A 14,649-nucleotide genomic window follows, 5' to 3' on the forward strand; every position below is an offset into this window, starting at 1 on the left:
CTCATCCGGCGTCTGGCCCCTTCTGGAGCTTCAGGTCGGGGGCGGTCGGGGTGGTAGTCATCTTCGAGATCAAGTCACCGGCGATTTCTGCGAGTTTCCGTTCGTCTGCGTAGGCCAGGCGTGATCCCAGCTCGGCGAGCGGCACCCACGCTACCTCGGTGACTTCCACGTCTTCGTCCGACAGTTCCCCACCGAGGCATCTCAGCAGATAGTGGTGGACGGTCTTGTGGACCCGCCGGCCCTCGGTGACGAACCAGTAGTCGATGCTGCCGAGCGACGCGAGGACGGTGCCCTGGATGCCGGTCTCTTCCTCGACCTCACGCATCGCGGTCTGTTCGGCGGTCTCGCCCTGCTCGATGTGTCCCTTGGGCAGCGACCACAGCAGCCGCCCGCGTCGGTCGGTGCGTCCGATCAGCGCGGCGCACAGATTCTCCCGCGGTCCGCCGAGACCGTTGACGACGAGCCCGCCCGCCGAGGTTTCGCGAACCGTCCTCATGTGGGGTTTCGCGGGTTTGCCGACGGCGCCGCGCCGCCGCGAGTTGCGGCGACTCCTGTTCGCACGTTCGGCAGCAGACACCCCATCGATAGTAGTTGGCTTTGCCGTCTCCACCGGAACGCCGCACCCGAACCGAGACGCTTCGTGACAGACCTGTGGTGAACCGAACGGCGAGGTGACAGCGTGTATGCGTATCTCGCTATTTGCGCACCTCGGTAAGCTTCCTGGACGTGACTGCCCCTTCTCTCGACGACGAGCGCCGTACGCGACTGCTTGCCGGCGCCGCGGTGACGCTGCGCGAGCTGTCCGAAGTCCTGACGCCGCTCGGTGAGAGGTTCGCTGCCGCCGGTCACGAGTTGTACCTGGTGGGGGGTACTGTCCGGGACGCGATCCTGGGCCGCCTCGGCACCGACCTCGACTTCACCACCGACGCTCACCCGGAGCGGGTGCAGAAACTGCTGTCCGGCTGGGCCGACAACCAGTGGGACACGGGCATCGAGTTCGGGACGATCAGCGCCACCAAGGCGGGTCAGCAGGTCGAGATCACGACGTATCGGGCCGACGCCTACGACCGGGTGTCGCGCAATCCGGTCGTCCAGTTCGGGACGAAGCTCGAGGACGACCTGGTGCGGCGCGATTTCACGGTCAACGCGATGGCCGTGCGGATCGGTGCGGACGGCTCGCAGGACTTCGTCGACCCCCTGGGCGGCATGGACGCGCTGCTGGCCGGGGTGCTGGACACGCCGTCGGCGCCGGAGAACTCCTTCAACGACGACCCGCTGCGCATGTTGCGGGCCGCCCGGTTCGTGTCCCAGCTGGGATTCACCCTGCACGAGCGCGTGCATCAGGCCATCGTCGACATGGCGCCGCAGATCGAGCGGATCACGGCCGAACGCGTGCGGGCCGAACTCGACAAGCTGATCCTCGGCGAATTCCCGATCGACGGCATGAACGTGATGTGCGAGACGGGTCTCGCCGACTTCGTGCTGCCCGAGGTGCCGCAGATGAAGCTCGAGATCGACGAGCACCACCAGCACAAGGACGTGTACTGGCACTCGCTGACCGTGCTGAAGCAGGCCGTCGACCTCGAGGACGGCGACCTCGACCTGGTGTTGCGGTGGGCGGCGCTGCTGCACGACATCGGCAAACCGGACACGAAGCGCAACGAGCCGGGCGGCGGCGTGAGCTTCCACCACCACGAGGTGGTCGGCGCGAAGATGGTCCGCAAGCGGATGCGGGCGCTGAAGTATTCGAAGCAGATGGTCGACGACGTCTCGCAGCTGGTGTTCCTCCACCTGCGGTTCCACGGCTACGGCAAGGGGCAGTGGACCGATTCCGCCGTGCGCCGGTACGTGACGGATGCCGGCCCGCTGCTGCCGCGGCTGCACAAGCTGGTCCGCGCCGATTGCACCACCCGCAACAAGCGGCGGGCGGCCGCCCTGCAGGCGACGTACGACGACATCGAGGAGCGGATCGCCCGGCTCGCCGAGCAGGAAGACCTCGCACGGGTGCGCCCCGACCTCGACGGCAACGCGATCATGGAGTTGCTCGGCATTCCCGCAGGCCCCGACGTCGGGAGGGCCTGGAAGTACCTGAAGGAGCTCCGGCTCGATCGTGGTCCGCTCAGCCGCGACGAGGCCGAGGCCGAACTGCTGTCGTGGTGGGCCACGCAGCAGGGCTGACCGATCGCCGATCCGCTCGGGTCGACGTCGTCTTCTCCTTACTCCGCTTTCGGGCGGCCACGCAACCTGAAGTGACGACAGTCACATAATCTGGTGATTCTGCCGTGCCGACATCACCACCGTGCCCGCGCCCGGGTGCGAGAGACGTCACCGAACGCTCACGGGGGTTAATCCCGACGAAACACGGTTCACGGCAGCATTGATACAGGTCGTGAGCCGGGTGGACAGGCGGCGACCGTGCAGGTGAGGAGCTAGTCGATGCAGCAGCAGAAAGCCGGGACTTCCACAGTGAAGACCGCCTGCTCGTACTGCGGTGTCGGCTGCGGCATGGTGCTCGAGGTCGGGACCGATCCCGGGACCGGTGCGCGCCGCGTGCTCAAGGCGTCCGGCGACAAGGACCATCCCACCAACTTCGGGCGGCTGTGCACCAAGGGTGCGACGAGCGCCGAGATGCTGGTGGCCGGTGGCCGGATGGAAACGGGATACGTCCGCGACGAGCGCGGGGAGGCACCCACCTCGATCGACGTCGGCGCCGCCATCAGCGAGACCGCGCGCCGGCTGAAGGAACAACTCGACGAGCACGGACCGGACGCCCTGTCGTTCTACGTCTCCGGTCAGATGTCCATCGAGGCGCAATACCTGATCACCAAGCTCGCGAAGGGCTTCGTCGGCACCAACCAGATCGAGTCCAACTCGCGGCTGTGCATGGCCAGCGCCGGCACCGGCTACAAGCAGTCGCTGGGCGCGGACGGCCCGCCCGGCTCGTATCAGGACTTCGACTCGGCCGACGTGTTCTTCGTGATCGGCGCGAACATGGCGGATTGTCACCCGATCCTGTTCCTGCGGATGATGGACCGCGTCAAGGCCGGGGCCAAGCTGATCGTCGTCGATCCGCGTCGCAACGCGACCGCCGACAAGTCGAACCTGTTCATGCAGATCGCGCCGGGCACCGACCTCGCGCTGCTCAACGGTCTGCTGCACCTGCTCGTGAAGAACGGGCACACCGATCCCGAGTTCATCGCCGAGTTCACCGAGGGCTGGGAGGTGATCCCGGAGTTCCTCGAGGAGTACACCCCCGAGAAGGTCGCGGACATCACCGGCATCCCCGAATCCGACATCCGTCAGGCCGCCCAGTGGATCGGTGAGGCCGAGAACTGGATGAGCTGCTGGACGATGGGCCTCAACCAGAGCACCCACGGCACCTGGAACACCAACGCGATCTGCAACCTGCACCTGGCCACCGGTGCGATCTGCCGGCCGGGCAGCGGCCCGTTCTCCCTCACCGGTCAGCCCAACGCGATGGGTGGCCGCGAGATGGGGTACATGGGTCCCGGCCTGCCGGGGCAGCGGTCGGTGCTCGCCGCCGACGACCGGGCGTTCATCGAGGATCTGTGGGAGCTGCCGGAGGGCAGCATCCGCACGGAGGTCGGCACCGGAACCGTCGACATGTTCGAGCGGATGGTCGCGGGTGACATCAAGGCCTGCTGGATCATCTGCACCAATCCCGTTGCCACCGTGGCGAACCGGCGGACGGTGATCGAGGGTCTCGAGGCCGCCGAGCTCGTGATCACGCAGGACGTCTTCCTCGACACCGAGACCAACGGTTACGCCGACATCCTGCTGCCGGGGGCGCTGTGGGCGGAGTCGGATTCGGTGATGATCAACTCCGAGCGCAACCTCACCCTGTTGCAGCAGGCCGTCGATCCGGTCGGCCAGGCGCTGCCCGACTGGCAGATCATCGCGCGCGTCGCCTGCGAGATGGGATACGCGGACGCGTTCACCTACGACTCCTCGGAGGACGTGTTCGAGGAGATCAAACGCACCTGGAATCCGAAGACCGGTTACGACCTTCGCGGCATCTCCTACGACCGTCTGCGGGAGACGCCGGTGCAGTGGCCGAGCCCGCCCGGCAACCGCACCGACCGCAACCCCCTCCGCTACGTCAACGACGGCGTCAGCCAGAAGCTGCTGTCCGCTCCCGACGGTTCACTCCCCCGGCTCGCGTTCGCCACCGCGAGCGGCAAGGCCGCCTTCTTCCCGCGCCCGCACATGCTGCCCGCCGAGATGCCCGACGACGACTACCCGTTCGTCCTCAACACCGGTCGCCTGCAGCACCAGTGGCACACGATGACGAAGACGGGCAAGGTGGCGAAGCTCAACAAGCTGAACTCCGGCCCGTTCGTCGAGATCAATCCGGCTGATGCGCAGAAGCTTTCGATCGCCGAAGGCGACAAGGTGGAGGTGGCGTCCCGGCGCGGTCGCGCGGTGCTTCCCGCCGTCGTCAGCGACCGTGTCCTCCCCGGCGGGTGTTTCGCCCCGTTCCACTGGAACGATTCGTTCGGCGAGTACCTCAGCATCAACGCCGTCACCAACGACGCCGTCGATCCCACGTCCTTCCAGCCGGAGTTCAAGGCGTGCGCCGTCTCCCTGACCCGGGTGGCCCCGGTGGCGGCACCGGAGGTCCCGGAGTCCGGCGGGGCGCTCACCCTCGCGCAGGGTTCGCCCGCCGCGGAGATGAGCCGCATCCTGGGCCTAGACGACTCCGCCTCCCCCACTTTCGACGAACACGAACGCATGTACCTCGCCGGGCTGCTGTCGGGGCTGCAGTCCACCGAGATCCAGGGCGTTCCGGTTCTTCCGCGAAGCGCACCGATCTCCGGGTCCAAGCGCGTGTGGCTGGACGGTCTGATGGCGGGGCTGTTCTCCCGTTCCGACGTTCCGCAGAGTGCCGTGGTTCCGGACGCGAACACTGGATCGGTCCAGCACCCGGTGGTGGTGGTGTGGGCGTCGCAAACCGGCAACGCCGAGGAGTTCGCCGCCGAATGTGCCGAACAACTCGAAGCGGCGGGCCACGGCACCCGCCTGATGAGCATGGACGACTACGACGTCGCGGGTCTCGCCGACGTCCGCGACCTCCTGATCATCACCAGCACGTTCGGGGACGGCGACGCTCCCGACAACGGCAGCAGCTTCTGGTCCGCGCTCAGCAGCGACGAGGCCCCGAAGCTGTCGCAGACCCGGTATGCCGTGCTGGCTTTCGGCGATTCCAACTACGACGACTTCTGCGGGCACGGCAAGCGGATCGACGCCCGGCTGGAGCAGCTGGAGGCGAAGCGTCTCACCGAGCGGGTCGACTGCGAACCCGACTACGAGGAGCAGGCACGTCAGTGGCTGACCCAGGTCCAGAAGCTGGTCCGGGAGCGTGCGGCGGCCGACGGTGCGACCGTGGTGGCGTCCGCACCCGCGCCGGCCCGGCCCGCAGCGAAGAAGGCGGCGACGTTCACACGGAAGACGCCGTTGGTCACGCGATTGACGAAGAACATTCCGCTCAGCGCCGCCGGATCGTCGAAGGACGTGCGGCAGTTCGGTTTCGAAGCGAGCGATCCGGAGTTCTCCTACGAGGCGGGCGACGCTCTCGGTGTCTGGCCGACCAACAGCGACGCCGTTGTCGACGAGTGGCTGAAGGTCACCCGGTCGATCCCGGACACGCCTGTCACGTTGCCGGACCTGCCGGAGATGACGCTGCGCGAGGCGCTGCGCACGAAGCTCGAGATCACGAAGGTGACCCCCGAGCTGCTGCGGTTCGTGCAGAGCCGCACCCAGGACACCGAGCTGGCGCGGCTGCTCCGCCCGCAGAACAAGATCGCGCTCCAGCAGTGGCTGTGGGGACGGCAGTCGATGGACGTGCTGGCGGAGTACGGGGTCGACGCCGACGCGGACGAGTGGCTGAGCGTCCTCAAGCGCCTCCAGCCGCGGTTGTACTCGATCTCGTCGAGCCCCAAGGTCGACCCGGGTGAGGTGCAGTTGACCGTCTCCGCGGTGCGCTACAACCACGAGGGCAAGAACCGCGCCGGGGTCTGCTCGACGTTCCTCGCCGATCACTGCGACGAGGCCGACGTGCCGATCTTCGTGCAGAAGTCGGCGCACTTCCGTCCCCCGCAGGCTGCCGACGCACCGATGATCATGGTCGGTCCCGGCACCGGTATCGCTCCGTTCCGCGGATTCCTGCACGAACGCCGCGAATTGGGTCACACGGGTAAGAACTGGATGTTCTTCGGTGAGCAGCACGAGGCTACCGACTTCTACTACCGCGAGGAGATGGAAGCTATGCACCGCGACGGATTTCTCACCCACCTCGATGCGGCGTTCTCCCGGGACCAGCGGCAGAAAATCTATGTGCAGGACCGCATTCGCGAGCACGGCGCCAAGCTGTGGGGCTGGATGCAGGAGGGTGCGTCCCTGTACGTGTGCGGCGACGCGAGCCGCATGGCGAAGGACGTGGACGAGACGATCCGTGAGGTCGTCCGCACCCACGGGCGCCTGGACGAGGAAGACACCGAGCTGTACATGAAGCAGCTCGCGACCGACAAGCGATACGTGCGCGACGTGTACTGATCCGCATCTGCGGAAAGGTGCACTTGATCGGTCCGTATTTGCCGACATAGGATGTCGGTCATGACGCATGCGCGGACAATTCTCGGATGACGGGAATCCGGATACGACAAGCCGCAGAACTGCTCGGCGTCAGCGACGACACAGTCCGGCGGTGGATCGACAACGGCAGCCTCGCGGCGGAGAAGGACGAGTCGGGCCGCAAGGTCGTCGACGGCCCCGCACTCGCCGAGTTCGCGCGCGCCAACGCCTCGAAGTCGCCCGATCTGCTCGGATCGGAGTCCTCGGCACGTAACCGATTCACCGGCATCGTGACCGCGGTGGTGATGGACACGGTGATGGCCCAGGTCGAGATGCAGTGCGGGCCTTTCCGCGTCGTCTCCCTGATGAGCAGTGAAGCCGTGCGCGACCTCGGGCTCGAGCCCGGCAAGGTCGCGGTAGCCGTCGTCAAGTCGACCACGGTGATCGTCGAAACACCTGGAGAAGTTTCATGAAGTCGTCCTGGCGGCGGGCCACGACGGGGATTGCTGCGGCCGCACTCGGTCTCGGCCTTCTCACCGGCTGCGGTTCGAACGACGACGGCGGCGCTTCGGGTTCCGCCGAGGCGACGTCCGCGTCCGCAGCGGGTGGCGACATCACGGTGTTCGCCGCGGCGTCGCTGAAGAGTACGTTCACGGAACTCGGCCAGATGTACGAGACCGCGAACCCCGGATCCCACGTGGAGTTCAGCTTCGCGGGTTCCTCCGACCTCGCCGCTCAACTCGACCAGGGCGCCTCGGCCGACGTGTTCGCGTCCGCCGATACCACCAACATGACGAAGGTGGTCGACGCCGGGCTCGTCGAGGGCAGTCCCGTCGACTTCGCCACCAACACGCTGACCATCGTGACGGCACCCGGAAACCCCAAGGGCATCACGTCCTTCGCGGATCTGAACCGTGAGGGGACGCTGGTGGTCACGTGTGCCCCGCAGGTTCCGTGCGGTTCCGCGACGCAGAAGGTCGAGACCGCGTCGGGTGTCGACCTCAGCCCGGTCAGCGAGGAGTCGTCGGTGACGGATGTGCTGAACAAGGTGACAGCCGGTCAGGCCGACGCCGGCCTCGTGTATGTCACGGACGCGGCGAGCGCCGGCGACAAGATGACAGCCGTGGCATTCCCCGAGGCCGCGCAGGCAGTGAACACCTATCCCATTGCGATGCTGTCCGCTTCGAAGGCACCGGACGCGGCGCAGGGCTTCATCGACCTCGTCACGGGACCTGACGGTCAGGCTGTGCTCGCGAAGGCCGGATTCGCCCAGCCGTGATCCGGGCGGCGCGCGTCAGGGTCCCGTCCGGGCTTCCGGGCTGGATCTTCGTCCCGGCGGCACTGGGCGGACTGTTCGTCGTCCTGCCGCTGTTCGCGATGCTGGCGAGCGTCGACTGGTCGCGGTTCTTCCAGCTGGTCACGTCGGAATCCTCACTCGCGGCGCTGGAACTGAGCCTGCGGACCGCAGCGCTGAGCACCGTGCTGTGCGTCCTGCTGGGGGTTCCGATGGCGGCAGTGCTGTCGCGCAGCAGTTTTCGCGGACTGCACGTGCTGCGGTCGCTGGTGCTCCTGCCGCTGGTGCTTCCACCGGTGGTCGGGGGTATCGCCCTGCTGTACACGTTCGGCCGGAAGGGCCTGATCGGGCAGCACCTCGAGGTCGCGGGCATCCACATCGCGTTCACCACCACGGCCGTGGTGCTCGCGCAGACGTTCGTCGCGCTGCCGTTCCTCGTGGTGAGCCTCGAGGGTTCACTCCGGACCGCAGGCAGCCGGTACGAGCACGCCGCCGCGACACTCGGTGCGAGCCCCACCACCGTCTTCCGGCGGGTGACACTGCCGCTGGTGCTGCCCGGGCTGGTGTCGGGGGCGGTGTTGTCGTTCGCGCGGGCGCTCGGCGAGTTCGGGGCCACGCTGACATTCGCGGGCAGCCTGCAGGGTGTCACGCGAACGCTGCCGCTCGAAATCTACCTGCAGCGGGAGACCGACGCCGATGCGGCCGTGGCGTTGTCGCTGGTGCTGGTCGTGGTTGCGGTGCTCATCGTGGTGGGTTCGCGGGGCTGGGCGTCGAGGGCCGCGCTGTGACCGGCCTGAGCGTCGAGGCGCGGGTGGATGCGCGTGGCGTCGACGTGGGATTCGACCTCGGCGAGGGTGAGGTGCTGGCCGTCCTCGGACCGAACGGCGCCGGGAAATCGACGGCGCTCTCGGTGGTCGCCGGCCTGGTGCGCCCCGACGTCGGACGCGTCGAACTGAACGGTCGCGTGCTCACCGACACCACCCGGGGCGTCGCAGTGCCCCCGCACCGGCGCGGGGTCGCGCTGCTCGCACAGCAGGCGCTGTTGTTCCCGCATCTGACGGTGGCCGCCAACGTGGCGTTCGCCCCGCGCAGTGCCGGCCGGGGACGTCGGGAGGCGCGCGCGATCGCCGAGAAATGGCTGGACGCAGTGGATGCGACGCAGTTCGCCGACCGCCGACCGCACGAGCTGTCCGGGGGGCAGGCTCAGCGGGTCGCGGTGGCCCGGGCCCTCGCGGCCGAGCCCCAGGCCCTCCTGCTCGACGAACCCATGGCAGCCCTCGACGTGGCCGCGGCGCCCGCCCTGCGCGTACTGCTCCGGCGGGTGCTGCGGGAAGGGAACCGGACCGCGGTCGTGGTCACCCACGACATCCTCGACGCGCTGGCGCTGGCCGACCGCGTGATCGTCGTCGAGGGCGGTCAGGTGGTCGAATTCGGCTCCGTGCGAGACGTGCTGACGCGGCCCCGCAGCGCGTTCGCCGCGCGAATCGCCGGGCTCAACCTGGTTCCGGTGTTCGGGGCGCAGGACGGCTTCGAGACCGAGACCGGTGTTCGGCTGCACGGTCTGCCCGACGCGGATTTCGTGCCGGGCGCGCCGGCGGTCGCGGTGTTCGCTCCCCATTCGGTGGCCGTCCACCGACGCTCTCCGGAAGGCAGTCCGCGCAACGTCTTCCGGGTGTCCATCTCGGAGATCGAGGTGCGTGGGCCGACGGTCCGGGTGCGGGCCGCCGAAGCCGGAAGCCGGTTCGAACTCAGCGCCGACGTGACGGCGGCGTCCGTCGCGGAGCTCGATCTGGTGCCGGGCCTGGACGTGTTCTTCGTCGTCAAGGCCACCGAGGTCGCCCTCCATGCCGTGCGTACTTGTTAACCGCGGGCGGTTAATAAGTACTCACGGGTGCAGAGACGCGTGCATCAGGTAGACGTTGTAGCTGTCCCACTCGGAGATCGTGAAATACAGATCCTTGTCCGTCGACCACGGATGCATGAAGCCGCCGTAGGCCATCGGGTAGTCGGCCGTGTCGACGAGCGTCGCGCCGGCCGACCACGCACCCTGCGGGCTCGACGACCGCCGCAGGATGATCGAGCCGCCGACGGGTTCGAGGTAGCTCATCAACCAGGTGCCCGCGGTCGCGTCGTAGCGGACGGACAGTTCGCTGGCAACCCCACCGACGATGGGGGTCGCGAGGTGCTGGGACACCGGGGTCCACGTGCCGTCCGACCAGTACTGGTACGACGTGGTGTTGAGGACCTGATCGACCGGCACCCGGGCCAGGCCGATGGTGCCGATCCGCCCGTTGGGGGTGCCGAACATGTACACGTAGTCGCCCTGCGGCACCATCGCGGACACCTGGAATCGGGCGCCGAAGATGTTGTCCCACTTGGCGTGCTGGTCCTTGGTCCAGGTCTGCCCGTTGTCGTCGGAGTAGGCGATGCCGCCGTAGTTCGTGTACCACATGCCGGGGACCATGCTCCAGCGCTTCACCGACATGTAGCTGAGGTACTGACGGTCACCGATCGCGAACCCCGACGTGGGGATGGTGGTGGTCTCGAAGTTGTTGATGTGCCTGCTGTCGATGATCTCGGCGGCATGGCACCGGCTGTCTTGGACCATGCTGTCGATGGTCATGCCGTCCGACAGGTCGGTGTCGGTGCTGTGGCCGAGAACGTTGCTCCGCCAGTCCTCGCCGAACGCGCCGGGCGGAGCCCAGTCCTTGCCGAACGTGTCGCCGAACGCGACCGCGACCTCGCCCGGCTTCGTCTCCCAGGTGATGCCGAGGTCGGTGCCGTCGACCTGCCAGCGCTTGTCCGTGCGGTTTTCCGAACCGCGGCCCGTCAGTTGCGACACCAGCCGGACATCGCCGACCTCCGGCTTCGCCACGGGTGCGGTGAGGAAACCCCGTTCGGCCGGGTTGATCTGGACGGGCGGCGCCGGCTGCGGTTCGGGTCCGGGGCCGCCGGGAACGGGGATGGGAATGGTTTCGGGACGCGGATCGATGGAGATCTTCGGTATGGGCAGCGCACTCGAGCCGGACGAACCCGACGACCCCGCGGAGCCGGAAGAGCCTGCGGAACCGGAGGACCCGGGATCGGTCTCCGGTTCGTCGACCGGATCGGTGAGGTCGGGGCACGGGTCTGCGCATGGGTCGGCGGGAAGGTCCTGGGCGACACGCGTCTGGTCGGCGGTCGGTCCGGGGACCGGCACGGGCACGAAGTCGGGGTACGGGATCGGGATGCTCACGGCCGGGGGAATGGGCGGAAGCAGTGGGCCGCCGCCCGGACTCGGCGGTTCCTTCGCCGGGTTGAAACCGGTCTCGCCGCACGCGTTCACGGGCAGCCACGGAGTGGTTTCGGCCGAGGCGGGGGCAGCGGTGAAGCCGATCGTCGCGGCCACGACGGCGGCGACGCACAGCGGCACTCCGGCCACAGACCATGACTTCTCGACCACGGGACCCCTCCAGATCGGTGGTCGGAGTGATGGCGGACCGACCTGCACGTTCGAGTTGAAGATAACACCCGGCGACGGCATCCTCAGCGCACGAGCCCGGCCCGTCCGGTCACAGTGCGGTCTCACTGTCGCGAGGGAAACTTCTTCAGGTGCGGGTGGAACCGGATCCGATTCCGCTGCGTCATACCTTCATATGGATCCTCTCGAGTATTCGTTCGGAACCGGTGCCGACGCCCCGACGGCGTGGACGTCACCCGCCGATCTCGACCTGGGGTCGTCCGGCGGTGTCGACGCCGTGCGCTTGGATTTCGACGGTGACGGCCTTCTCGACGACGCGATGTGGGATTCGGACGGCGACGGCGTGGCCGATCGGTCGGTGCTCGACTACGACGCCGACGACGGGGCCCGCTATTTCACCGACCCGTCCGGCAACGGGACGTGGAATGTGGAGATGACGATGGCCGAGCCACCGGTGATCGCGGCGGTACACACGTGGCGCCCCGATCCGATGATCGGCGCCGCCGGGACCATTGACGTCAGGGCCGACGCCGGGCAAGGTGGGTTGGGATTTCAAACTAACCGAGTGTCCGATGAGGGGAACACACCATGACCGATCTGACGCGGGAGGCGGCGAGCGCCTTCGTCGCCGCTGCCGGCCTGGAACTCGACGAGGTGTCCGGGACGAAGGTCGTCGGCCACATCGACCTGTCCACCGACCACCACACACCCTGGGGCGTGGTGCATGGCGGCGTCTACACGACGGCGGTCGAATCGGCCGCGAGCATCGGCGCGAGTACCGCGGTCGCCGACCGTGGTGAGTTCGCGGTGGGCGTGCACAACGGCACCGACTTCCTGCGGGCCCGCACCGAGGGGCGGGTCGACGTGGTCGCGGTGCCCATCCAGCAGGGCCGGGTGCAGCAGTTGTGGTCGGTGGTGATCACCGCGACCGACACCGGGAAGGAGGTGGCTCGCGGTCAGGTCCGATTGCAGAACGTGCCCATGCCGGGGTCGAAATAGCCCGGTTCTCAGGCAGGTTCGCGCCGGGAGTTGAGCAGGATGCCGAGCAGTCCGAGGCCGTAGGCCGCGCCACCCGCGAGTACCAGTCCGAGTGATCGGCCGTCGGGGGCGATCACGAGGGAGGCCGCGGCGATCGACGCGATGAAGGCCACGTTGAACACCGTGTCCTGCAGCGCGAACACCTGTCCCCGGCGGTCGTCCTCGATCTCGATCTGCATCGCCGCGTCCCCGGTGAGTTTGATGGACTGCCCGGCGAATCCGAGGAGGAGCGCGCCGCACAGCAGCGACGCCTGCGTGAGGATCGCGACGAGCGTGCACTGCACGAGGAGGGCGAGAATCAGGCCGCCGACGATGGTGCGGGACCGTCCGACGCGCGGGATCAGGAACGGTGTCGAGATCGCCGCCAGCAGCATGCCCGCGGCGGTGGCGCCGACCGCGACACCGAACCCGGCCAGACCGCCGGGCAGGGCGCTGACGGTGGCGGTGTCGCGGAGCACCAGAACCATGATCAGCGTGTTGACACCGAAAACGATCCGGTGCGTGCCTATTCCGATCATCGCGGTCGTGACGCCCGGTGACCGCCACACCGCGACCGCTCCGGTGCGCAGTCCGGCGGCGACGGCGCGGACCGCCCCGTGTGCGGGCTTCTCGTCGGCGTGCGGACCGAGGAGCCGATGGTGGAAGCGCGACGCAGCGAACGCGGCCACCGCGGAACCGCAGGCGGCTGCCGCGACGGCGATTCCCGAGCCGCGGTCGCCGGCGCCCACGAGGGAGATGATGGCGACCGATGTCGCGGCTCCGAGTGCGGCGAGGACGGAGCCCGTGGTGGCGAGCACCGAATTGGTGGCCACGAGCCAGGACCGGTGCACCACTCGCGGCAGCGCCGCCGAGACTCCCGCGAGAACGAACCGGCTCACGCCGATGGCGGCGAGGGCGAGGAGGAGGAGCGCGGACTCACCGGTCCCGGTCTCCAGCAATACGGCCGTCACCAGAATCAGCAGTCCGCGCAGAACATTCGCCCACAGCAGCACGGCGCGGCGATCCCAGCGGTCGAGGAGCGCGCCCGCGTACGGTCCGATCACCGAGTACGGGAGCAGCAGTACCGCGAAACCGGCGGCGATCGTGACGGGATCCGTAGCGCGCTCCGGGTTGAACAGAATCGCGCCGCCGAGCGCGGTCTGGAACATGCCGTCGCCCAGCTGACTGGCGAATCGCACCGTCGCGAGACGGGCCAGCCCGGGCGACCGCCGGAGGGTGTACGCCGTTCTGCGCCACGCCTCGCGCCGGTCGCCGAGCTGTTTCGCCATTCACAGGAGCCTATCCGGCGGCCGCGACCGACCTGTCCTGCCACCACCGGACGGTCTCCTCGGCGGCCCGGTCCAGTGGCGTCGGGGTCAGTCCGAGCCGGGCCTCGCTCTCGGACGAGTCCATCACGAACGGCTCCTCGAACTGGTACAGCATCTCGGCCAGCTCGCGGCTGCCCTGGTGCACGAGCCCGCCGCCGCGGATCACCCAGCCGGGCAGGGTGCCCACCTTCGGGACGGGAACCCCGCCGGCCTTCGCGTAGGCCTCGACCATCTGCCGCTGGGTGACGGCCGGGACGGTCGGTGCGTGCAGCACCGAGTTCCACAGCGCACGGTCGTGGGCGGCGACGATCATCGCGGCCGCGAAGTCGGGAACGTACGTGAACGAGTGGGGCAGGTCGGCGGAACCGAGGACGCGCATTGTCTTGCCCGCGAGGACGACGGGCACCATGCGCTCGCCGGCGTGTGCGTTCAGCACCTGCGGTCCGAAGAAGTCGGACGCGACGACGCTCACGGTGGGGGTCGAGGACTCGGCGCGGGCCTTCAGCAGCCGGGTCCGGACGCCGCGCTTACCGGAGTCGGCCGACCGCGGGGTGTGCTCGGTCATCGGCTGCTGCGACGTGTCGTACGAGTAGAGGCTCTCGGGGAACACGACGACGGCGCCCACGTGGCCGGCGGCCTCGAGCACGGTCTGCTCGGCGGCGGGGAGTTCGCGCTCCCACGCGTCGGCGCTGTAGGCGGCGTGGATGCAGTGGTAGACGGCGACTGCTCCGTCGAATGCCTCACGCAGCGCGTGGGCGTCGGAGACGTCGACCTTCCGCCGCTCGATCAGGGGATGGTCCGGGCCGCTGCCCGAGCGGGTGAGGACCCGCACCTGCCGTCCCTGTTCGGCGAGCTGCAGGGCGACGGTCAAGCCGACGGGTCCCGCTCCGGTGACGATCTCGATGTTCGACATGTCCGCTCCTGCTGTGAGTCGATTTCGGCGATTCGAGAGCACTGCT

Annotated in this window: 12 protein-coding genes; 8 read left to right on the plus strand and 4 right to left on the minus strand. The window is 68.3% G+C overall.

Features of this window, described 5'->3' with window-relative positions:
* Window position 1 precedes the first annotated feature (1 nt).
* The gene (locus GO592_RS31275; RefSeq protein WP_005572816.1) at window positions 2-577 is read right to left on the minus strand and encodes an NUDIX hydrolase; all 576 of its coding nucleotides are present in this window, start codon (window positions 575-577) and stop codon (window positions 2-4) included.
* A 149-nt stretch (window positions 578-726) separates the two neighbouring features.
* Between GO592_RS31275 and GO592_RS31280 the strand changes: the two genes are divergently transcribed.
* From GO592_RS31280 to GO592_RS31305, 6 genes are all read left to right on the plus strand, one after another.
* Window positions 727-2,178: a CCA tRNA nucleotidyltransferase gene (locus GO592_RS31280; RefSeq protein WP_007301441.1), complete on the plus strand. Its 1,452-nt coding sequence runs from the start codon at window positions 727-729 to the stop codon at window positions 2,176-2,178.
* Between the two features lie 258 nt (window positions 2,179-2,436).
* Window positions 2,437-6,573, plus strand: coding sequence for a bifunctional nitrate reductase/sulfite reductase flavoprotein subunit alpha (locus GO592_RS31285; protein WP_007301442.1), 4,137 nt, complete (start codon window positions 2,437-2,439; stop codon window positions 6,571-6,573).
* Window positions 6,574-6,659: 86 nt separating this feature from the next.
* Complete coding sequence (locus GO592_RS31290; protein ID WP_005263518.1) at window positions 6,660-7,064, plus strand: TOBE domain-containing protein; 405 nt, start codon at window positions 6,660-6,662, stop codon at window positions 7,062-7,064.
* Window positions 7,061-7,870, plus strand: a complete 810-nt coding sequence (gene modA, locus GO592_RS31295; RefSeq protein ID WP_007301443.1) for a molybdate ABC transporter substrate-binding protein — start codon at window positions 7,061-7,063, stop codon at window positions 7,868-7,870. The genes GO592_RS31290 and modA overlap by 4 nt, the downstream gene beginning before the upstream one ends.
* Entirely contained in the window at window positions 7,867-8,673 is an 807-nt protein-coding gene (locus GO592_RS31300; RefSeq protein WP_005263520.1) for an ABC transporter permease, read from the plus strand. The genes modA and GO592_RS31300 overlap by 4 nt, the downstream gene beginning before the upstream one ends.
* Window positions 8,670-9,749: a sulfate/molybdate ABC transporter ATP-binding protein gene (locus GO592_RS31305; RefSeq protein WP_007301444.1), complete on the plus strand. Its 1,080-nt coding sequence runs from the start codon at window positions 8,670-8,672 to the stop codon at window positions 9,747-9,749. The genes GO592_RS31300 and GO592_RS31305 overlap by 4 nt, the downstream gene beginning before the upstream one ends.
* A 21-nt stretch (window positions 9,750-9,770) precedes the next feature.
* Here the strand turns inward: GO592_RS31305 and GO592_RS31310 are convergent, their stop codons facing one another.
* Window positions 9,771-11,306, minus strand: a complete 1,536-nt coding sequence (locus tag GO592_RS31310; protein WP_007301445.1) for a DUF4185 domain-containing protein — start codon at window positions 11,304-11,306, stop codon at window positions 9,771-9,773.
* A gap of 214 nt (window positions 11,307-11,520) precedes the next feature.
* On the opposite strand from GO592_RS31310, the gene GO592_RS46650 reads away from it, so the two are divergent.
* Both GO592_RS46650 and GO592_RS31320 read left to right on the plus strand, forming a co-directional pair.
* Window positions 11,521-11,937, plus strand: a complete 417-nt coding sequence (locus GO592_RS46650; RefSeq protein WP_007301446.1) for a hypothetical protein — start codon at window positions 11,521-11,523, stop codon at window positions 11,935-11,937.
* Window positions 11,934-12,344, plus strand: a complete 411-nt coding sequence (locus tag GO592_RS31320; RefSeq protein WP_005263525.1) for a PaaI family thioesterase — start codon at window positions 11,934-11,936, stop codon at window positions 12,342-12,344. The genes GO592_RS46650 and GO592_RS31320 overlap by 4 nt, the downstream gene beginning before the upstream one ends.
* Before the next feature lie 8 nt (window positions 12,345-12,352).
* Here GO592_RS31320 and GO592_RS31325 read toward each other — a convergent pair whose 3' ends face one another.
* Window positions 12,353-13,651 (minus strand): MFS transporter, encoded by a 1,299-nt coding sequence (locus tag GO592_RS31325; RefSeq protein ID WP_007301447.1) that lies wholly within the window; start codon window positions 13,649-13,651, stop codon window positions 12,353-12,355.
* Window positions 13,652-13,661: 10 nt separating this feature from the next.
* A complete protein-coding gene (locus GO592_RS31330) occupies window positions 13,662-14,603 on the minus strand; it encodes an NAD-dependent epimerase/dehydratase family protein (protein WP_007301448.1) in 942 nt (313 codons plus the stop codon).
* Between the last annotated feature and the right edge of the window lie 46 nt (window positions 14,604-14,649).

The organism is Rhodococcus sp. 21391 (assembly GCF_016772255.1).
In the GTDB taxonomy this organism is placed as follows: domain Bacteria; phylum Actinomycetota; class Actinomycetes; order Mycobacteriales; family Mycobacteriaceae; genus Rhodococcus_F; species Rhodococcus_F opacus.

Bases quoted from the DNA above. Each gene is read 5' to 3' on its own strand.
- GO592_RS31285 (WP_007301442.1), top strand. From the start codon at position 2,437: ATGCAGCAGCAGAAAGCCGGGACTTCCACAGTGAAGACCGCCTGCTCG.
- GO592_RS31330 (WP_007301448.1), bottom strand. From the start codon at position 14,603: ATGTCGAACATCGAGATCGTCACCGGAGCGGGACCCGTCGGCTTGACC.
- modA (WP_007301443.1), top strand. From the start codon at position 7,061: ATGAAGTCGTCCTGGCGGCGGGCCACGACGGGGATTGCTGCGGCCGCA.
- GO592_RS31290 (WP_005263518.1), top strand. From the start codon at position 6,660: ATGACGGGAATCCGGATACGACAAGCCGCAGAACTGCTCGGCGTCAGC.
- GO592_RS46650 (WP_007301446.1), top strand. From the start codon at position 11,521: ATGGATCCTCTCGAGTATTCGTTCGGAACCGGTGCCGACGCCCCGACG.
- GO592_RS31325 (WP_007301447.1), bottom strand. From the start codon at position 13,651: ATGGCGAAACAGCTCGGCGACCGGCGCGAGGCGTGGCGCAGAACGGCG.
- GO592_RS31320 (WP_005263525.1), top strand. From the start codon at position 11,934: ATGACCGATCTGACGCGGGAGGCGGCGAGCGCCTTCGTCGCCGCTGCC.